The 19982-nt window shown below is 59.0% G+C and carries 16 protein-coding genes; 8 read left to right on the plus strand and 8 right to left on the minus strand.

All coding sequences use genetic code 11. The features are described from left to right. From cobD to mrdA, 3 genes are all read right to left on the minus strand, one after another. Entirely contained in the window at positions 1-1149 is a 1149-nt protein-coding gene (cobD, locus tag NW826_RS10755; RefSeq protein WP_414510125.1) for a threonine-phosphate decarboxylase CobD, read from the minus strand. Between the two features lie 47 nt (positions 1150-1196). After that, positions 1197-1502: an HU family DNA-binding protein gene (locus NW826_RS10760; protein ID WP_414335200.1), complete on the minus strand. Its 306-nt coding sequence runs from the start codon at positions 1500-1502 to the stop codon at positions 1197-1199. A gap of 303 nt (positions 1503-1805) precedes the next feature. Then, on the minus strand, positions 1806-3686 hold the full coding sequence (gene mrdA, locus NW826_RS10765; protein WP_414510126.1) for a penicillin-binding protein 2: 1881 nt from the start codon (positions 3684-3686) through the stop codon (positions 1806-1808). A gap of 116 nt (positions 3687-3802) precedes the next feature. On the opposite strand from mrdA, the gene NW826_RS10770 reads away from it, so the two are divergent. After that, positions 3803-5065, plus strand: coding sequence for a lipopolysaccharide biosynthesis protein (locus NW826_RS10770; protein WP_414510127.1), 1263 nt, complete (start codon positions 3803-3805; stop codon positions 5063-5065). On the opposite strand, the gene NW826_RS10775 is transcribed toward NW826_RS10770, so the two are convergent. Next, the gene (locus tag NW826_RS10775; protein ID WP_414335195.1) at positions 5052-5417 is read right to left on the minus strand and encodes an FHA domain-containing protein; all 366 of its coding nucleotides are present in this window, start codon (positions 5415-5417) and stop codon (positions 5052-5054) included. The two genes, NW826_RS10770 and NW826_RS10775, sit on opposite strands and share 14 nt — an antisense overlap. A 93-nt stretch (positions 5418-5510) precedes the next feature. Continuing rightward, on the minus strand, positions 5511-6347 hold the full coding sequence (locus NW826_RS10780; protein WP_414335194.1) for an SDR family oxidoreductase: 837 nt from the start codon (positions 6345-6347) through the stop codon (positions 5511-5513). Between the two features lie 118 nt (positions 6348-6465). Between NW826_RS10780 and NW826_RS10785 the strand changes: the two genes are divergently transcribed. Continuing rightward, complete coding sequence (locus NW826_RS10785) at positions 6466-6957, plus strand: YajQ family cyclic di-GMP-binding protein (protein WP_414335193.1); 492 nt, start codon at positions 6466-6468, stop codon at positions 6955-6957. Positions 6958-7428: 471 nt separating this feature from the next. Here NW826_RS10785 and hemW read toward each other — a convergent pair whose 3' ends face one another. Continuing rightward, complete coding sequence (gene hemW, locus NW826_RS10790; protein ID WP_414510128.1) at positions 7429-8622, minus strand: radical SAM family heme chaperone HemW; 1194 nt, start codon at positions 8620-8622, stop codon at positions 7429-7431. 65 nt (positions 8623-8687) lie between these two features. Between hemW and hisH the strand changes: the two genes are divergently transcribed. The 5 genes from hisH (at position 8688) to NW826_RS10815 (ending at position 18479) form a co-directional block, all read left to right on the plus strand. After that, the gene (gene hisH, locus NW826_RS10795; RefSeq protein ID WP_414336135.1) at positions 8688-9326 is read left to right on the plus strand and encodes an imidazole glycerol phosphate synthase subunit HisH; all 639 of its coding nucleotides are present in this window, start codon (positions 8688-8690) and stop codon (positions 9324-9326) included. Positions 9327-9348: 22 nt separating this feature from the next. Continuing rightward, positions 9349-9810, plus strand: a complete 462-nt coding sequence (locus NW826_RS10800; RefSeq protein WP_414510129.1) for an EVE domain-containing protein — start codon at positions 9349-9351, stop codon at positions 9808-9810. Between the two features lie 134 nt (positions 9811-9944). Continuing rightward, the gene (locus tag NW826_RS10805; RefSeq protein ID WP_414510130.1) at positions 9945-11537 is read left to right on the plus strand and encodes a hypothetical protein; all 1593 of its coding nucleotides are present in this window, start codon (positions 9945-9947) and stop codon (positions 11535-11537) included. A gap of 4 nt (positions 11538-11541) precedes the next feature. Beyond that, positions 11542-12840 (plus strand): hypothetical protein, encoded by a 1299-nt coding sequence (locus tag NW826_RS10810; RefSeq protein ID WP_414510131.1) that lies wholly within the window; start codon positions 11542-11544, stop codon positions 12838-12840. A gap of 32 nt (positions 12841-12872) precedes the next feature. Beyond that, positions 12873-18479: a DEAD/DEAH box helicase gene (locus NW826_RS10815; protein ID WP_414510160.1), complete on the plus strand. Its 5607-nt coding sequence runs from the start codon at positions 12873-12875 to the stop codon at positions 18477-18479. A 168-nt stretch (positions 18480-18647) separates the two neighbouring features. Here NW826_RS10815 and NW826_RS10820 read toward each other — a convergent pair whose 3' ends face one another. Continuing rightward, the gene (locus tag NW826_RS10820) at positions 18648-18956 is read right to left on the minus strand and encodes a gas vesicle protein GvpV (protein ID WP_414510132.1); all 309 of its coding nucleotides are present in this window, start codon (positions 18954-18956) and stop codon (positions 18648-18650) included. Positions 18957-19057: 101 nt separating this feature from the next. On the opposite strand from NW826_RS10820, the gene NW826_RS10825 reads away from it, so the two are divergent. Further along, positions 19058-19552: a pentapeptide repeat-containing protein gene (locus tag NW826_RS10825; protein WP_414332887.1), complete on the plus strand. Its 495-nt coding sequence runs from the start codon at positions 19058-19060 to the stop codon at positions 19550-19552. Here the strand turns inward: NW826_RS10825 and NW826_RS10830 are convergent. Further along, positions 19549-19857 (minus strand): hypothetical protein, encoded by a 309-nt coding sequence (locus NW826_RS10830; RefSeq protein WP_414332889.1) that lies wholly within the window; start codon positions 19855-19857, stop codon positions 19549-19551. The genes NW826_RS10825 and NW826_RS10830 overlap by 4 nt on opposite strands. Between the last annotated feature and the right edge of the window lie 125 nt (positions 19858-19982).

Here is a 19982-nt window from a genome sequence, read left to right on the forward strand (position 1 = left end):
CTAGCTATTCTCCAGGATCTCCCGGCAGGCCGATAGCAACTGCTCCTGCTCCGGCAAGGTGCGTAGGCCAATGCGCAAGTAGCGCTCCCCCAACTCAGGAAAACTCAGGCAATCCCGCACCAGGATGCGGTGTTGCCGCAACAGCTTCTCCTGAATCTGGGTGGCAGAGCCGGGGCAGCGCGCCAGCACAAAGTTGGCTTGGCCGGGCCAGGGATCCCAGCCGGGCAGCGCCTGCAGACCGCTCAGCAAATGCTCCCGCGCCGTGGGCAGCCAGGCCAGGGTGCGCCGGCGAAAGTTTTCATCCGCCAGAGCCGCTGCCACCGCCACCGCCGCCAATCCGTTGACGCTCCAGGGATCCCGCCACTGCCGCCAGCGCCGCCAGTGATCCGGGTGCCCCACCGCAAAGCCAATGCGCAAGCCGGGCAGGGTGAAAAACTTGGTCAGGGAACGGATGACGATGGTGTTGGGGTGAGCTGCTAGATGGGGGATCACCGTTTGGCTGCGGGGCATTGCCGACAGACTGGAGTCAGAGCTCAGGCTGGGCGGATCCCGGGGAGAGTCCCCTGGCAGAAAGTCCATAAAAGCCTCGTCCACCACCACCCGCTCGAACTGGGGCAAAAGAGGCAGGATCTCTTGTTGCAGGAGCAGCCGGCCCGTCGGGTTGTGAGGGTTGTTCAGCCAAAGCACCCGGCTGCTCTTGCCTGCCGCCGGCAGGGGTTCTTGCAGAAGGCCAAAATCAGGGGATCCCTGAGCGGGGAAAAAAGGCAACGGCTTGACGGTCACCCCCGCCGCCGCCAGGGCCCGTGCATACTCCCCAAAAGCAGGCTGGGGCAGCCATACTTCCTGCCCTTGGGCATCGCGGGCGGCCCAGGTGAGCAACTCCGCCGCCCCATTGCCCACAAAAATCCACTCGGGCTCGACTGCCCAATGGTTGGCCAAGCAGATGCGCAAGTCGCGGTAGTCGGGATCCGGGTAGCGGCTGATCACAACCGGCTCTGCTGCGGACAGCGCCTGAGCCAGAGCTTGCAAGACCGACGCCGGGGGGCCAAGCGGGTTCAGGCTGGCCGAAAAATCCAGGATCTCCTCCGGAGAGCAGCCAGCAATCGCCGCTCCCCAAGCCTGATTGCCACCATGCCGAGGCCGCCCCATGCCTTGAGAAGAGCCTTACCCAGCAAGCGAGTCCCCACCCGGCGAAATTAAGATTTCCCCCCTGCCACTGCATCGCGGAACGACTTGCCCGCCGTAAAAGCGGGGACAATGCTTTCTGGGATCACCATCTTCTCGTTGGTCTTTGGGTTGCGACCTTCCCGTTGTTTGCGTTTGCGGGCCTCAAAGGAGCCGAAGCCCACCAGGGTCACTTTCCCCTTGGGTTCGCCGTTTTCATCGCGGGATGCGACCTCTTCAACGATGATCTCCAGCGCTGCCGAAATGACGGCCTCCGCTTCTTTTTTGGTTACGTTGGCGCGATGAGCGACGGCATCCACAAGCTCTGCCTTGTTCATCCTGATCTCCTCGTGAGTTAGGCAATAGGGTTAGAACAGTCTCTGGCCGCGTACTCGCGAGGGGCTGCGAAGCAACCACGGCCCAGAGTGTCTTCAGTCTGTAGGAGCGGGGCTTGCCCTGCACTGCGCCAAGGCGCCGCTGGCGCGAATGGCAGGATTGTGGCAGTTTGGCTCCAAATCACTGACATATTCTACAGCCAAGTTAGGTCAGAAGCCTGCTGGGATAGGGGTTTTAGGGGGGCTTGAGGCAATTTTTGGGAAAAAAGAGGCTGCGGAGATGATTTTTGTGCCCGGTCGGCTCACTTATGACTCAGGTCGGAAGTAGGCCCGCATCAGCTCGCGGAAGATCGGAGCCGCCCGGGATCCACCCCCACCGCCGCTGTTTTCCAGAAAGACCACGACCACCAATTCGGGCCGGTCGGAGGGGGCATAGCCGACAAACCAGGCGTGGGAGCGCCGCGGCGGATCCTCGGCGGTGCCGGTTTTGCCGGCGGTAGGGGGAAAGCCCGGCCCCAGGTTGGCGTTGCCGCCGGTGCCGTAGACCACCACATCCCGCAGCCCCTGTTGCAAGATCTCCAGGGTAGCGGGGGAGAGACCTACCTTCTGCCGCAGGGGCACGGGGCTTTCCGGGATCACCTGCTGCGAGAGCAAGGGACGCACCCGCCAGCCGCCGTTGGCCACCGCTGCTGTGACCACCGCCATCTGCAGCGGCGTGGCGGTGATAAATCCCTGGCCGATGGACATGTTCACCGTATCGCCCACATACCAAGGCTCGCGCCAGTGACGCTGTTTCCAGTCGGCGTCGGGCACCAGCCCCACAGCTTCCCCCTTAAGGCCGATCCCGGTCAATTGCCCCAGCCCGAAGCGGCGCGACCATTCTTGCAGGGGGGCGGCCTTGGTGCCCAGGGCAATCTGGTAGAAGAAGGTGTCGCTGCTGTAGGCCATCGCCTGGCGGTAGTTCAGCCGCCCGAAGCCGGCGCGGTTCCAGTCCCAGAACCTCCACCCGCCCACCTGGATGTAGGGGCCGGTCTGCAGCACCGTATCCGGGGGAAAGGCCCCCGACTCGATCCCGGCGGCGGTGGTGATGATTTTGTAGGTGCTGGCGGGGGGATAGGGCCGCAGGGCGCGGTTGAGGAAGGGAAAGTCCTGCTGTTGCAGGCTCTCCCACTGGGCTTGGGTGATGCGGCTGGAAAAGAGGTTGGGATCAAAAGTGGGATAGCTGGCCATGGCCAGGATCGAGCCGTCGCGGGGATCCAGGGCGACTACTGCTCCTTTCTGCTGGCCCAGGGCTTGCTCTGCCGCCTGCTGCAGGCGTACGTCCAAAGTCAGCTGCAGGGTGTTGCCCGGTTGGGGGGCTTGTTCTCCCAGCACCCGCAGCACTTCTCCCATGGCGTCCACCTCCACCTGGCGCCCGCCCCACTGGCCGCGCAGATGGCTCTCGAACAATTCCTCCACGCCCATCAGGCCGACGATATCCCCCAAGCGATAGCTGGGATCGGCCCGCAGTTGTTCTTGCGAGATCTCGCCGGTATAGCCCAGCAGGTGGGCGGCCAAGTCGCCATGGGGATAAAACCGCACCGTCTCCGCCTCCACCATCACCCCCGGCAGTTCGCGGCTCATCTCTTCCAGTTGAATGACCACCTGGGGGCTGGCGTTGCGCAGGATGCGTACGGGAAACGGGGAGCGGTAGCCGGCCTGTTCCAGCTTTTGGGCGATTTCTTCGGGGGCCATGTTCAAGGCTTGGGCCAGCTTGGGGATCGTCTCCTGCCAGCCCTGCCGCGACTGCACCAACGGCCACAGGAAGACTGAGTGGGAGAGCTGGCTGCCCGCCAGCAGCACGCCGTTGCGATCCACAATGCGCCCCCGTTCCGGCGGCTGGGGCAAGAGGCGAATGCGGTTGGTATCGGCCAACTGGCGGTAATACTGGGTGCGCACCAGTTGTAGGTAGGCCAGGCGGGATCCCAGCCCTCCCAGGAGCAAGCCGCTGGCCAGCAGGAGCAAAACCAGGGCCCGATAACCCTGACCCACCGTTTTGGCCGGCGGGGATCCCAGCCAGCGAGGGCTACTGGTCGGCGGGGGAAGGACGCGGCGCGGGTCGGGGGGCCTGGAGTGGGGGGAAAACAGGGTTTTGGGATCCCGTTCCGCGGATGTGGTGATCTTGCCAACAGGGTAAAGTTTGGCCATGAAGAATTGCCGAATAAAGCTGCAACCCATCCACCCAGCGCACAAGGTTGAATGCCTGGGCGGTCTCTCTCAGCCAGTATCCCCGGCTGCGGCCAGCCTCGTCCAGGAGGGTTGCCGTGGATAGGGCAGAACAACAGCGGCTACGACAGGCTGCCTGGCTGATGCTGGGCAATGGCCTGCGCCTGGGGTTGTCCGGGGCCTATTTCATCCTGCTGGCGCGGCTGTTGGGGCCGGAAGCCTTTGGGGTGTTCTCCGCCATCTTGGCCTGCAGCAACCTGGCCGCCCCGTTTGGCCATTGGGGCCAGTCGGAACTGCTGATCCAGCGCCTGAGCGGCCGGGGATCCGCGGCGGCTGCCCAGGAGATCGGCCCCAGCTTGTGGTTGGCGGGGCTGGGCTGCGGGGGGATGACGCTGCTGTTAACACCTCTGTTGAGCCTTTGGCTGGCCGGGATCTCCCCCCTCGTGGTGGGGATCCTGCTGGGGAGCGACCTGCTGTTTATCGCCATCCCTGAGGTGTACAGGGGGATCCTGATCGGGCAAGAGCGGGTTGCCGGCGTGGCTCTCATCGATACCGGCATGGCGCTGGGGCGGGTTGGCGCTGTGCTGCTAGCGGTGGCTCTGGGTTGGGGATCCCTGGTGCAGTGGGCCGTGCTGTACGGCCTGATGGTGCTGGTCGTGCTGCTGCTGATGGCGCGGGGGATGGGACGGTGGAGCAAGCCTTCTCCCCCCTTGGCCTGGAGAGATCTGGGGGAACGGCTGGCGGCGGGCTGGGATTTTGCCGTGGGGCTGGCGGCGGCAAAAACCTTCACCGATTTGGACAAGCTGCTTTTGCCCCGTCTGGCCTCGGCAGCAGCGGGAGGGCTCTACAGCGCCGCCTACCGGGTGATCAACTTCTCGCAAACGCCGATGATCGCCCTGCTCACCAGCCATTTTGCCGAGCTGTGCCGCCAAGGGCAAAAGGGCCTACGGCAAGGCTGCCACTACGCCTGGCAGCTCTTCCCTTGGGTGGTGGGCTACGGCAGTTTGGCCGCCCTGGGGGTGGCGCTGGGCTCCTACGGGATCCCCTGGGTGCTGGGGTCGGCTTACCGAGAGACGGCCCTCATCCTGCGCTGGCTCAGCCCGGTCATCCTGCTGGAGGGGATCCACCTGCTGCTGTCTCACCTGCTCACCGCAGCCGGGCTGCAAAAGCCCCGCAGCCGTCTGCAACTGGCGGCACTGGGTCTGAACGGGCTTTTGAATGCGGTTTGGATCCCAAGGTGGGGTTGGCAGGGGGCGGCCTTAGCGACCTTGCTGTCGGAGCTGGCTTTGGTGCTGGCCTTGCTGCTATTGGTTCGCAGGCAATGGTGCTCTTGGGAGAGATCGGGACTTACGGGGCCTTGATGATTTTGTAGGTGGCTTTGGCGTCGGGGCCGAAACTGATCACATCTCCCGACCGGAGCTGGTGGGTGGTCAATTTCTGTCCGTTGATCAACAGGCCATTGGTGCTGGGCCGACCTTCCAGATCCCCATCCAAAATGCGGTAGCAATATTCTCCCTCTCGCTCGGCAGGAACCCGCAGCAGCATGGCGTGGTAACGGGAAGCAAACTGAGAGTTGAGACAAATGTCGTTCGCCAAGTCCCGACCGATGAAGTATTTGGCGGATCCCAGCACCTGAGTACGGCGGCCATCTCGGTCTTCCACGATCAAGATGTGCTGCTGAGTGCCGGAAGGAGAAGGCGCAGACTCAACCATACTTCTGCTGTGAGACCAGTATTGAAGTGTACCCCACACTATACCTAAGTTTGGCCCTCTTCCTGCCATTGCCGGGCCTGACCGATCCGATGGCTAGCGAGGGATGTTCTGGAGCAGTGGGCCAACCCAGCCGGGAAAGAGGGTGTAAGCTCCTACCGCCCATTGGGCCATGCCCACCACCACCTCCGACTTGGACTGGCAAGCGGCGTCCCAAATGGCTTCGGCCACTTCTTCTGGCCGGCTGGCCCAAAAACTCTCCAGCGCCTGTTGCATTTGCTCGCGGGCTTTCCCACCTGAGGCTTGGGATTGGCCGTCAGCAGGGGACTCCGGCCCCCCCTCATCCAGAAAGATGGCTCGCTTGAGAAAATCGCTGCTGACAATGCCCGGATGAACACCGATTACCTGGATCCCGTGGGGTTGCAGTTCCAGACGCAGCGCCTCTGTCAGCCCGCTGACTGCGTACTTGCTGGCACAATAGGCGCTCATTTGGGGCAGGGGCATTTTGCCGCCGATGGATCCCACGTTGATGATCTGACCTTTTTTGCGCTTCAGCATATCGGGGAGCACGGCCCGGATGGTGTACAAGTAGCCCCAAAAATTGACCGCCATCAGCGCCTGCCAGTGTTCCAGGGTGGTTTGCAAAAAAGGTCCGCTCATACAGATGCCGGCGTTGTTGATCAGGCAATCGATGCGGCCATAGCGTTCTAGGGTTCTCTCCACCAGGTTTTGCACCTGTTCTGGCTGCGTGACATCGGTGGGAACGGCCAAGACCTCGGCGTTTAGACTTTGCTCCAGGTCGATGGCCGTTTGCTTCAAAGTTTCGGCAGTGCGGGCGGCCAGGGCCAAGCGGTACCCCCCACGGGCAAAGGTGAAGGCGGTGGCTCTGCCGATGCCTTCGGAAGCGCCTGTAATTAAAACAACATCGGCCATCCTGCTTCTCCGCAAATCTGGACAGGGATCCCTCTACCTGTTGTAGCTTCTTTGAGGGTTGGGGATCCCTGCTTGGTCTGAGAGCTTAAGATACGGAACGGTAGCGAAGATAGGGTTTATGGCCTCTACCTACTCATTTGATATCGTCAGCGACTTCGACCGGCAGGAACTGGTGAATGCCGTGGATCAAGCCCGGCGGGAGATCAAACAGCGCTATGACCTCAAGGATACCCAGACAGAAATGGAGCTGGAGGAGGGATCCCTGACCATCACCACCGCCAACGACATGGCCCTCAACTCCATTCGGGAGCTGCTCCTCACCAAAGCGGCCAAGCGGGGCCTCTCCCTGAAAATCTTCGACTTCCAGCCGCCGGAGAGCGTCGGCGGCAACCGGGTGCGCCAAGTGGTTCGCCTCAAAAAGGGCATTGATGCCACGCTGGCCAAGCAGATCGCCAAGCAGATCCGCGACAACTTCAAGAAAGTGCAGCCTTCCATTCAAGGGGATCTGGTGCGGGTTTCCGGCAAGGATAAGGACGAGCTGCAAGCGGTGATTCAAATGCTCAAGCAGCAGGACTACCCGGTGGCGTTGCAATTTGTTAATTATCGCTAGGGAACCGTTGAGCCTCCGTCCCTTCCCCCTCAATTCCCATCCAAATTCAGGATCGCTGGACTCACAGCAAGGCAACGGTAATGCAACAGTTCGTTCACATTTCCAACTCCCCTCTTCTTCTGGGGGCAGGGGTGAGGGTTATAGTCATTTCAAACAGCAATGAAACGGTTCGTTACGTCGTTATTGCTCCGCAACGCCGTCGCGAACGCGCCGCTCTAACTCCCCTCTCCCTCAGGGAGAGGGGCTGGGGGTGAGGGCTGGGAGAGGGGCTGGGGGTGGTCGCGTAAGCGGCGCGGAGCGCTTGGGCCTCAGGGAGAGGAACTGGTCGAAGAGCGCTTGGGGAAATGAGCGCCTGGGAGCTGTTTCAATCTAGTCTGAAATGACTACAGCCTACCCCCTTTAAAGCCTGAGTTGCCGGCCAAGTGGGGTCGGAAACTTTGCCGAGCGATCTTGTGCACGTGGCCGACGCAATCAAGCCAACAAGTCCTTGAGAACCTCATTGGAAAACAGCCAGCCCTCCGGCGGGATCAGCCGCAGCCGCCCGGCCTCACAACTGGCCCAACCCTTCTCAAAATAGGGATCCAGTCTCTCCAAGGCTTGCTTCAGCTTGTTGTCGCCAAAACGCTCTTGTAAATGGCCTAAATCCAGCCCTTCTTGTAAGCGCAACCCCAACATCAAAGTATCCATCCAAACTTCCTCTGGGGATGCTTCCGGGGGGAGGGGGTGGGCTTTGGCTTTCACCTGCTCAAAATAGTCGTAAAGGGTTTTGGGCTGCTGAATGCGCCGTCCCTCTTCGTAGCCGACGGATCCCATGCCAAAGCCAAAGTAAGGGCGATTTTCCCAGTACACCCGGTTGTGGCGGCAGGCATACCCAGGGCGGGCAAAATTGGAGATCTCATAGTGAATGTAGCCTGCTTGGGTGAGCAGCTCTCGCGCCATCAAGTACATTTCAACTGTGATTTCCTCAGTGGGCAAAGGTGCATCTCCCGGTCGGTACATCCGACCAAATCGGGTTCCCGGCTCAATCGTTAAATCATAGATGGAGACGTGGGGCGGGTTGATTTCAAGAACAGCCTGCAGCGATTGCTGCCAGTGCTCCAAGGTCTGGTAGGGCAGCCCAAAGATCAAATCCAGATTGAAATTATCGAAGCCCACCGCCTGCAAGTCGGCCACAGCTTCGTAAACTTCTTCCACCCCATGCAGGCGGCCACAGGCGGCCAGCAGCTCAGGTTGAAACGCCTGTACCCCCAAGCTGATGCGGTTAACCCCCAGATCCCGGTAGCCCGCCAACTGCTCCCGCGTCAGGGTGCCAGGGTTGGCCTCCAGCGAGATCTCGCAGTTGGGATGAAACGGGATCCTCTCCCGCAGTTGAGCCAAGATCCGGCCCAACTGCTCCACCGTCAGCAGGGAAGGGGTGCCGCCGCCGAAAAAAATGCTGGTCAAAGGCTGGGGATCCCCGGCCAAATGGCGGTAGCGGTAGGCGCCGCCGATCTCCTGGCAGAGCCTCTGCACATAGGTTTCCATCAGCTCGCGGGTGCCCAGGCCGGTGGCAAAGTCGCAGTAGTAACAGCGCTGCCGGCAGAAGGGGATGTGCAGATAGGCTGCTGCGGGCCAGCCAAGCTGAGTGGAGAGGATAAGGTTTTCCTCAGATGCTGCAACTACCATAGCTCCCTACCTTGCTAAAACCACTATACTGGTAGGCTCCTAAACGCTTTAGGAAAAGGGATCCCATGAAAGCCGTGCGCCTGGCGGTGATCGACTATGATGCCGGCAACTTGCATTCGGCTTGCAAAGGGCTGGAGCGGGCCGGGGCCGAGGTGCAGCTAGTAACAGAGCCGGCTGGGCTGGAGGCTTTTGATGGCATTGTCCTGCCCGGCGATGGGGCTTTCGACCCGGCCATGCAGCAGTTGCGGGCGCGGGGCTTTGAAGAGGCAATCCGAGCAGCAATCGGGCGGCAGCAGCCCTTTTTGGGCATTTGCCTTGGGCTGCAGGTTTTGTTCGAGGGCAGCGAAGAAGGGACAGAGCCAGGGCTGGGCCTTGTGCCGGGGCGGGTGCAGCGCTTTCGACCGGAGCCTGGCCTGCGCATCCCCCACATGGGCTGGAACCAGTTGCACCTTACCCAGCCCCAGTCTCCTCTTTGGGCAGGGATCCCCGACCAAAGCTGGGTTTACTTTGTCCACTCCTACCACGCCGTGCCCAGCGACCCAAGCTGGGTGGCCGCCACCACCCAACACGGCAGCCAAACCTGCGTGGCCGCCATTGCCGGCGGCGCTTTGTTGGCCACCCAGTTTCACCCCGAAAAGTCCGGCCCGGTTGGTTTGAAGATCTTGCAAAACTTCGTGGACTTTGTGGCAGGATCCCTGGCCTAGACCTCGATTTTTCCCAAGCCCCATGAACTACTGGCTGATGAAATCGGAGCCCAGCGTCTACAGCATCTGGGATCTGCAGCGGGAGGGCCAAACCCTTTGGGACGGCGTGCGCAACTACCAAGCCCGCAACTACCTAAAAGCCATGCAGGTTGGGGATCGCGCCTTTTTCTACCACTCCAACGCCAACCCCCCCGGCATAGCCGGCCTGATGGAGATCCGAGAAACCCAGGTGGTCGATCCCAGCCAGTTTGATCGCACCAGCCCCTACTACGATCCCAAGTCAACCCCTGCGGATCCCCGCTGGCACACGGTGCGGGTGCACTTTGTTGCCGCCTTTGAGCGCTTGATCCCTTTGGCCGAGTTGCGAGCTGCCTTCACCCCCGATGAGCTGGAGGTGGTGCGACGAGGCACGCGCCTGTCGGTGATGCCCGTTCCCCAGGTTGTTGCCGAGCGGCTGCTGGCATTGGCGACTGCTCCTACTTAGCTGCTTCCGTTTCTGAAGATTCAGAGCGCAAAGAGATACAGCGTACCTGAAGCTTCTTAACGAATCCGAAAAATAGGAAACTGGGTATTCAACACCTGCCTAGGATTGAGAAAGCGACCTAGGGCGAGGTCATTGTGGCGCTGCGCGATGAATACGCTCATTGGAACCGAGCCATTATTCAATGGGCAACACTGGGAGTTCCTTACAACACGCCAGTCTACCTTAGTGTAGATCAAAAAGTTTTAGCAGGTCTGGGCCTAGGCACAGTTAAGGATTTCTGCCAAGCCGTGCGCGCCCAGGTGGCAGATGGCAATCGGCTGCAGTTATCGGCTTTGCAAAACCAGGGATCGTCCGAACCGGCAGGGGTGGCCTTCTTGGCGCTGATGGTACTCGCCGCCAACGACATGATGAGAGATGACAAGCTGGATGCCAATGACTTCTTCACCCATTTTTGCCAACGGTTGGAAATACCTGGCGACACCCGTCCGATAGGGATGAAAGCCGGAGATGAAGAAAGCTTGTGGCAGGAGTGGAACCGGTGGCTAGAGGAAAAAGGATGGATTGCCACCGCCAAACCAGGGGAAGGCTCGCGCCGGTATTTGAATTACCCCATTTCCCAGGCCTTGCTGCGGGAGGCGGACACCCAAAAGTTATGTCGCATGTTTTACGAGAAAAAGTGGACTACGGCCCGCAGCGAAACCCAGTTGCTGGTGGATTTGGCGAGCGAAAAGAACCTAAACCAACATCTGGCAGAGCTGCTGGACGACCGCCAGCGACACGAAGTCCTGGGCGCCGAAATCCTAGCCGTCCATCAAGAGTGGTTGGATGCAGGACGCCCGGAACCGCAACGATTTAGCCGAGCGTACCAGCCCCCCACGCGTCTGACTGCGGGGCTGTATCGCACCGAGGATCGGTGGGGGGATCCAGCATACTACCTTTATCCCAAGCTGCCGCGTCACTGGCCAGTTGCAGAGGTGACGGTAGAAAACTTAGGTCGCCTGCGCTTGGAGCGCGCAGGTTGGTTTTACCCCGTTGGCAAGCCACTCTCTGCTGGCGATCTAGCTGAGGGGAGAGCCTGGCCTATTCGCGGCCATGCCCACTTGCGGGAGCTCCAACTGCCGGCTCGAGATTTCTGGGTCTTGGTGCCCGATCCTGAGAACCCTGAGTCCGGTGCTCTAGCCAGTTGGGGAGCGCCCAAACTTGGCAGTCACTTCACTGTGTTGTTTCGGGAAGCCCTGTGGCCGGATTTGCAGCGGCTGCGCGAAGAAAGCCTGCTGCAATGGTCGGGCGAGCGCCAGCCTGCGTTTGCCGAAACTTCTGACTGGTGGGAAATCCAAGAATGTCAGGTGCTGGCCCCCGTATGGGACGGTTTGTTTTTACAACATCCCGAGTTGAAAGAAGCCTTGCAGCCGCGCGATCGCCTGCACATTGCCTTGAGTGGCGGATTACGGGTACCCCAAGGACGGGCTTGGCTGAAGGATCACTTACCACAGGTGACCGTGTACGGATTTCAGCCTACGGCAGCGGTGACCCTGACTGAAGTGGTCACTGGGAACATATACCTTCAAGGAGACCATCGCTCTACCAACCAGCCTTGGGATTTGCCAGCAGACTTACCTCCTGGTACTTATCGAATCCAAGTTCGGAGCGGAACTGCCCACCAGGAACGCTCTTTAAAGATTCTGAATTGGGATGATTTGTCATTAGCTTGTGTAGTAGGAGAATGATCTTATGTCTAAGCTGATTTACTGGCTCTTTCACACTCATTGCAAGAAATTTAAGCCACAAAAGCTGCTAGAGCACTTACAGAAGCGAATTGCTAAAGAAAATTTAGTAGATGTCATATCTCATGTTCGAATTGAGAAAGGTATCAAGAAAAAAGGCGAGTACTACTTCTACTTGGGTATTGATCCGAAGGCACGCCCTGATTGGGAATCCAGACAAAAAGACAATCTTGAGAAATTTCTTAAAACAATAAGCGGTATTAATAAGGCTGCAAGGCAAGAATTTTACTGGGAAGAAATTCGACACATGGTGGGTATCGCCTACGATTTAGAGCAGGATATCCAAACTATAAGGTATTTCGAAGTCAAACGGCTGCCTAAAGTCAACCCATTTCGTTTGGAAACACCTATAGCTGAGTCGGCAGAAAGCGATCGCTCTCGAGCGTGCGAACAACTGCTTTGGTGGCTATCGGCAGCCGGTTCCGGTTCTTGGGAAACCTTTCAAGCCGTATGCGATCGCCTAGACCTACCCCAACCACGTCGGTTGTTGCGTCGGCTACAATTGCTGGGGCATCTCACGGTGGCTCGAGATGGCAGACGCTGGCAGATGCAGCCGCCTTCCTTGCAGCCGGTCGGTGAAAATTGCTACGTGCTGTACGGTCAGCGGAATGCAGCTCTCCAGAAAGATCTTCAGCAATTGGGTCGCCTTGAGGAGATCCCCCAATCTCGAAAGGATGTGCCACCCTGCTGGCAGTTCGAGCTGCAGACTGATGTTGCCACGGCGATCGCCAAGTTGCGAGCCAGCTACCCTACCCTAGGCATCCGCCCGGTCGAGGCTCCTCCCCAGTGGGACAATTGGGTGGCTACACTGGACGTTGTCGATTGGGTGCCACTCCACCGCTATCGGCTGAAGCGTTATGATGGGAGCCACTTCGCAGACGTGCCGACTGCTGAGGAAACAGGTTTCTACGAATTGCATGAGAAGGGATCCCCACAACAGCATGCCCTGTTCTACGACCGCGAGCAAGACAGGTGGTACAGCGGCGAGTGGTACGGCTTACGTTTTTTGGCTTTGACTCGCCTTGCTTCCGAAAACCTATCAGTTAAGTACGACCCAAATAGCCGAGAATTATCGATCCCTATCAGCCAGCGCTGGCCGCTAGCCTACGAACGCTATTTGGTCATGCAATCCGGCTGTTTGCCTTGCTACAGACCTGAAACAGAGGAACTGGTTTATCAGAACATTACGCCAACTGCATGGCAAATCATCGGCGAGCGGCTGCCGCTGCTCGATTTGGAGAAATAGCTAAGGTTTTTGCCCAAAGCCAAGGAGAAATCATGTACGACCTCATCGGCACCTATCAGCGATTGGATCGAATCTATCAGCTTTACATTAAGAGTGCTTTTCCCTTACGGTATCCTGCTCTTAGCGCCGAGCGCGATCGCCACTTGCATTACAGCCCTGATCATCCTCTGCTCAGTGTTCCTCCTCTACTGGAGCCCACACCCGTCTACCCTTCTTCTGGCAAAACCCTCGAGGAAGCAGCAAAAGATTTACCCGCTGGCTATGAAGACTTGGCCTACCTCGGTCGTTCCTTGTTCCCGAACTTACCCCTCTATGAGCACCAATGGCAGAGTTTGAAAGCAGCCATCGTTGATCAAAAGGATATTGTGGTAACGACGGGAACTGGCTCCGGCAAGACCGAGTGTTTTTTGTTGCCAATTCTAGCCCACCTTGCGCGGGAATCCCGTAGTTGGGATCCGATGTCTAAAAGCGGGGATACGTTTTGGTGGCAGGAGGAAGACAATCCAAATTGGGTGCCACAGCGCCAAGAGCAAAAACGACCGGCGGCAATCCGGGCGCTCATTCTCTATCCCCTAAATGCTTTGGTGGAGGATCAATTGCGCCGGTTGCGCAAAGTGTTGGATGGCCCAGAAACCCATGAATGGCTTGATCGCGAGCGGGGTTGCAATCGCATCACCTTCGGTCGTTACACGGGTCAGACCCCCCTCCCCGGCTATCCCACTTCCGATAAGGTCAAGGAATTAGCCCGGCAATTGCGAGAGTTGCAAGCGGAGCAGGAAAAGGTTGCCGTCCAGAGCCAAGACCCAGATTTGAGGTTTTACTTTCCGCGCTTGGATGGAGGAGAAATGCGCTCGCGCTGGGATATGCAAGCGCATCCCCCGGACATCTTGATTACCAACTATTCCATGCTCAACATCATGCTGATGCGGCAAATCGAGGCCGGGATGTTCGAGCAAACGAAAAGGTGGCTGCAAGAGAATCGCGAGCGCAAATTCTTGCTCGTGGTCGATGAGTTGCACACTTACCGAGGGACGCCAGGCTCAGAAGTGGCCTACTTGCTGCGCTTACTGCTGTACCGTTTGGGGCTAACAGTCAACTCAGAACAACTGCAGGTTTTGACCACCAGTGCCAGCTTGGAAGAGGGCGAGGCAGGCCGCAAGTTTCTCCGGGAGTTTGTTGGGCGCGATCGCTTTGTGGTGATTGCCGGGGAACAAGTTCCTCCGGTTCCCAAGGCGCCAGCACAAGTGCGTCAGCATCAAGCTGCTTTTGCTCAGTTTGCCAGCGATGTGCAGCCGGATCCCCTCCAGCCGCTGCGCCCTCTCCCAGTCACTAAAGAAGCCCTGACGAGGCTGGTGCGGGCTTTGGGCGGCGATCCCAGCTTGGGATCCCCAGAGCAGGCTTTGGGGGAGTGCCTCGAGGGACTCAACGTTGCAGATGCGCTGCGGGAGGCCTGTCGGCAGGCTAGCGGCAGCGTGCGCGCCACCCCCATCCAAAAAGTTGACCAGCAACTGTTTCCAGGCGCACCCGTGCCTGCAGGCGGTCTGGTCTCTGAGGCCTTGCGGGGACTGTTGATGGCAACGGCAGTAGCGAAGCGAGAAGATGGGCGATCGCCCCAGCCCGTGCGCGGCCACCTCTTCTTTCACAACCTGCAAGGCCTGTGGGCGTGCAGCAGCCCCAAGTGCAGCGTTGCCCAACGCCCTCAAGAGGACAACCAACCCCCTCCGCCTATCGGTGCCTTACATAGCCAGCACCGCCTCAGTTGCGACTGCGGGGCACGGGTTCTGGATTTGATCGTCTGCGAAGTTTGCGGGGAGGTATTCCTAGGGGGTTATGCTTACTCGTCTGGCAAGTCGGTTATCCTCACTCCCGATCAACCTGATCTAGAAGGCATTCCCGATTTAGTAAGCCTCACCCAAAAATCCGGGAACTATCGCGTTTTTTGGCCCCTCCCCCATGACCCAGAACCTTGGGCGACCGAGCCGCAAGATCTGGAGTGGAGCGCTGGAAAAGTCAAGCGGCGGTGGGTCGAGGCCAAACTCAACCCCGCTACGGGCGAACTCAACAAAGAGAAGACACCTCCTAAAGAAGGCGAGGTTCCTGGCTGGGTGTACCAAGTAGAGGCCGAGAACCAGCCTGCCTTGCCGACCCGTTGCCCGCGCTGCGATACCGATCGCGCCCGCCGCGAAGCCTATCCCACCCCGCTACGTGTGCATCGCACTGGATTTCAGAAAGCCTGTCAGGTGATTGCCGGCGCTTTGTTGCGGGAAATGCCGACGCCGCAATCCCGCAAGCTGGTGATTTTTTCCGATAGCCGCCAGGACGCCGCCAAATTGGCTGCTGGGATGGAAATGGATCACTACCGCGATATGGTGCGCTTGTTGCTGGTGCGATTGGCGCGGGAGTACTGGCAAGACCTGCGGGCTTTTCTGCGCAGCATTTTACCTACCCCAGAGCAACGGCAGCAACGGTTGCGCGGCTATCCCAAGCTGCTGGAAGACGTTGAGCGGATGGCGGAGGATTGGGCGGCACGCAATCGCTTTGCCAATCTGCAGCCTACCCTTGCTACCGAGGCATTGTTTTGGGCGCAGGACATGCCGCCGGCCGATCCTGAGGCACGCCAACAATGGCTAGCAATGCTCGAGTCTTACCCCGGGCAAGTTCCACTCCTCAAGCTTCGACGCACTCTGGCAGACCGCCTCTTACAGTTGGGACTATGCCCTGGTGGTATGTCCTTTAGCGCCCTCTACTATGCCATCAACAAGGATCGGCATCACTGGACGGAGCTTTACAACTGGCAAAACAACCCAATAACACGAAGAGCCGACCGCCCGACTCCAGAGCAAGAAAAACACCTGGACAAGCTCAATGCCTACTTGGCCGATGAAATGATGTTCGCGCTGTTTGCCCATGCGGTCAGAAACATTGAGTCTTTTGGCCAGGGCTATGTTACGGCTCAAGTTCCTCCAGAGCTACAAGATGTTGTGAGTGCAGTCATTCGTCAACTGGGAATTCGCAAGCGGCATCGATTCTCTAGGTACTACGAGGGTGGTTCTAACGGGGAATTGCCGAAGTATGTGGTTCGATACCTGGAAAAGTTAGGGCTGAAATCCCAGATCGAGCAGGAGTTGCGCAAGATCTGTCGCAGTAGCTCGGGCAGACTGGTTTTGGATCCAGATCGCCTCTACTTCGTGCCCGTCTCTCGCGAAGGTCTTCAAGGCTATCGCTGTCCTCAGTGCAGCGCCTTTTATTTGCACGCTGCGGGGGGATGGTGCCCCGAATGCAGCAGCGGTCGCAACACCAGCCAACGCTCTGACTCGCAGGCCATCAAACTGCAGCCGAGTAGCTTGCCGCGCGACTTGGACTACTACGCCTACCTCTCCGACCCTGACAACGAACCGTTTCGGATGAATGCTGCCGAATTAACTGGCCAAACGGACAAAGAGGAGCGCCTCAAACGGCAGCGCTGGTTTCAGGACGTATTTTTGGAAGGGGAAATACCGCTGGCTCAGGGGATTGATTTGCTGAGCGTAACCACCACCATGGAAGCCGGGGTAGACATCGGCGGGCTGTTGGCGGTGATGATGGCGAACATGCCGCCCCGCCGTTTCAACTACCAGCAGCGAGTGGGCCGAGCCGGGCGGCGCGGCGCAGGGATCTCCCTGGCAGTTACGTTTTGCCGGGGTCGCAGCCACGACGATTTTTACTTTCAGCGCCCCGAGGCCATCACCGGCGATCCGCCACCTCCCCCTTACATCGATCTGCGCAGCCGTAGTATTGCCCAGCGCGTCGTCGCGAAAGAAGTCTTGCGGCAAGCTTTTCAGAAAGTCTCGCAGCAAGATCTATCTGCCGCAGCGGATCTTGAAGACGTGACCAGCGTCCACGGCGAATTTGGCCTAGCTGAAAACTGGCCCAAGGTGGAACCGTCGGTTCGCCAATGGATTGCCAGCCATCCCCAGGAGATTCAGAACGCGATCGCCCAACTCTGCCAGCAAACTTACATTTCAGAAAACGAGCAACGAGCTTTGTATCGCTACATTGGCGAGGAGTTGGTTGATAAGATTAGCGAGATTGCCGCTTCCAATGCCTACAGCCAAACTCAACTCAGCGAACGTTTGGCCAATGCTGGCATTTTGCCCATGTTTGGCTTTCCTACAGGGGTGCGATTGCTCTACACCCGCTGGTCAGCTAGCCAAGGTACCATCGATCGCAACTTGGATACGGCAATCGCCCAATTTGCCCCAGGGTCAGAAATCGTCAAAGATCGGGCGGTGCACACTGCCTGCGGATTGGTGGAGTTGGTGCCTCACAAGGGAGGTGTGCAATCGCGTCCCGGTTTGGTGCCTGCCCTTGGCCAACCCAACCGCTGGTTGGGATTTTGTCGCAACTGCCAAGCCATGATCGAGGACTACCAGCCTCAGCGACCCCTTTCTTCTCCTCCTTTGGCTGAGCCCAAGCTGCCGGAGCAAACGTGTCCTGTATGCCAGCAACCCACCCTCCGCTGTCTCGATGCCCGTGAGCCGACAGGCTTTTTCACCACCTTGGAGCCGCGGGATTTCGACGGTCAATTTGAGTGGCAACCCCGCGTTAGCCGGCCCACCCTGGGCGTGCCTGAGCTTGAGCGCGAAGCGAAGACTGGTAACGCTCACCTGCAGGGTGGCAGCGGCAACGTTCTAATCGTCAACGATCGCGGCGGCGAGGGTGGTTTCCGGCTGCAAGCGGCGGAAGTTTTTGGCCAGAAGCAGGCGGGAGCCTATGTCTGCCTCGATCCCTATTCGCAAGCCCAAGGGGAACAAGTCAAAGGGATCGGCCCTACCTATCGAATTGCCTTGCTGTCCAAGCGACGCACTGATGTGCTGCTGGTCGGCTTTCAGACTTGGCCAACTGGCGTGTTTGCCGACCCAAGGACTTTGGAAGGGCGAGCAGCTTTGTATTCTTTTGCGTTTTGGTTGCGGGCGGCTGCCTGTGCTTTTCTGGATGTGGATCCTGACGAGTTGCAAGCCAGCTTTCAGACCACAGCAGAGGCCGGTCGAGTAACAGGTCAGGCTTTTCTGTTTGATAGGCTGGAGAACGGCGCAGGGTATTGCCTCTACCTTGCCCAGCCGGAAGTTTTCTCGAAGCTGCTAGAACAGGAGGACTTGTCTCGGCCCAACAGTTTAGCCGACCGTTGGCTGCAGCACCAAGAGGGCTGCGACACGTCTTGCAACAACTGCTTGCGCGATTATTACAACCTGGTTTACCACGGGCTGTTGGACTGGCGGCTGGCCTTGGATATGGCTCGCCTCCTGCGAGATGCTGAGGCGCCGGTCGATTTGCAAACCCCTTGGGGGGAAGGTCAGGAGAATCCTTGGCGGCGCCTGGTGGAGCGAGCACTGCCGCCGCTGCTGGAAAACTTAGGCTTCCAGAGAGCGCCTCAGGACTTTCCGCTGCCGGTGTGGACGGGAAATAAAGGACGGGAAGTGCGGATCGTGCGCCATCCCCTCTGGACTGACGGGCACCCTATCTGGCAACAAACTTTTGGGCAGGTTCAGCAAGCTTATCCCCAGGCCAACATTCAGGCAATCAATCCCTTCTTGACCCTGCGGCGACCGGGGGATGTCTTGGCGAAGACAACAAAACCTACCCGCTCTAAGCATTCATAAACCTGAAAGTTCAAATAGGTGTGCAGCCGGCTTGAGAATAGCTGTTCGCTGGCCGCAGTTCTAGAGTCGGCTGGAGACGAGCAGCAAATAGTTAAGCTAGCTACAAAACCTCTGACTTGTTGCTTGGGCTCTCTGAGAATGGAGCGATGTGATTTAAGTGGGGATCCCTCAATACTCGAAGGTCATGGGCGGGAAGCGGCAGGGACGGGATCTGAGCTTGGCCGGTTCAGAGGCGGGGGCAGGATCCCGAAAAGCTTCTGCCTGCTGCTGGAGGTGTTGCATGGCCTGCTCGATTTCCTGGAGCCGGGCCTGAATTTGCCCTTGCCGCTCTTGGATAGACTCCAGCTCCTGGTTGAGGCGCTGCTTTTCCACGGTGAGCTGCTGCATTTCGGCATAGAGAGCGGATTCGGTTTGGCGGCGCGGGATCGAGCGCAGTTTGGGGCGGGGGCGAGTTCGGGGCACACGGGGCAAGCTCATAAGTGGGGATCCCAGAAAACGGCTTGCGCCCATCGTAGCCTGCTCTTGGCGGCCCTTCCATTCCTGGGTAGGATCCAATTCGTCTGGCGTGGAAAACGGCGATGGTAGAAACTGGGGCAGAGCTGCTGCAACGCTACGGCAGCGGCGAGCGCGACTTCAGCAACAGCCAACTAACCGGGGCTGACCTGGCCGGGGCCGACCTGGCCGGGATCGATTTGGGGGGGGCTATTCTCCGGCAGGCCAAGCTGGCCTCTGCCAATCTGGAGCGGGCCTACTTGAGCGGTGCCGACCTCAGCCAAGCCGATCTGCAGGGATCCAACCTGCGCCTGGCCAATCTAGAAAAGGCCAAGTTGCAGGGATCCCGACTGCAGGGAGCCAACTTGCGTGGAGCCAACCTGGCCGAAGCGGACTTGAGCGGTGCCGATCTCAGCCAAGCGGACTTGGCGGGGGCCAACCTCACCGGAACCAACTTAAAGGGATCCCTTCTTGCCCAGTGCAAACTCAAGCTGGCCAACCTGCGCGGGGCCTGCTACGACAGCACCACCCAAATAGAAGCAGATGTCGCCCCGGCAGAGCTGGGCATGGTGCAAGCCTAGAGTTCCGGCTCCAGATCGAGGATCTCCTGGATCTCAGAATGGGTATAGCCCACCGCCCGCAACTTCTCCGAGACCGTCTCAATCTCTTCTGAAGACAGATCCTGTTGCCGTACTCGATCCCAGAGATTGGCCACAATCTGCAGCAGCAAACGGCTGCTTTCCGCCTCGAACAGCTCAAAAGCCGTCGCCAGCTCGATCGCCTGCAACACCTCCTCGGCGCTGCCAATCGGTTGATCGAGGGACTGTTCCTCCAACTCCACCAGCAACTGCCGCAGTTGGTTCAGGCCATCCCCAAGAGCAGACATACAGCAGGCTCCCCAACGGCACCTGAGCACTCACGCTAGCAGACCCCTATCCTGAATCAGAAGGGATCCCACCCATTCTGCAGCAGCTACGGCTATCCTGTTAGAAGAGCGATGCCGTTGCTGGA

Origin of the sequence: Synechococcus sp. OH20 (assembly GCF_047502685.1) — a bacterium.
Lineage (GTDB): Bacteria > Cyanobacteriota > Cyanobacteriia > Thermostichales > Thermostichaceae > Thermostichus.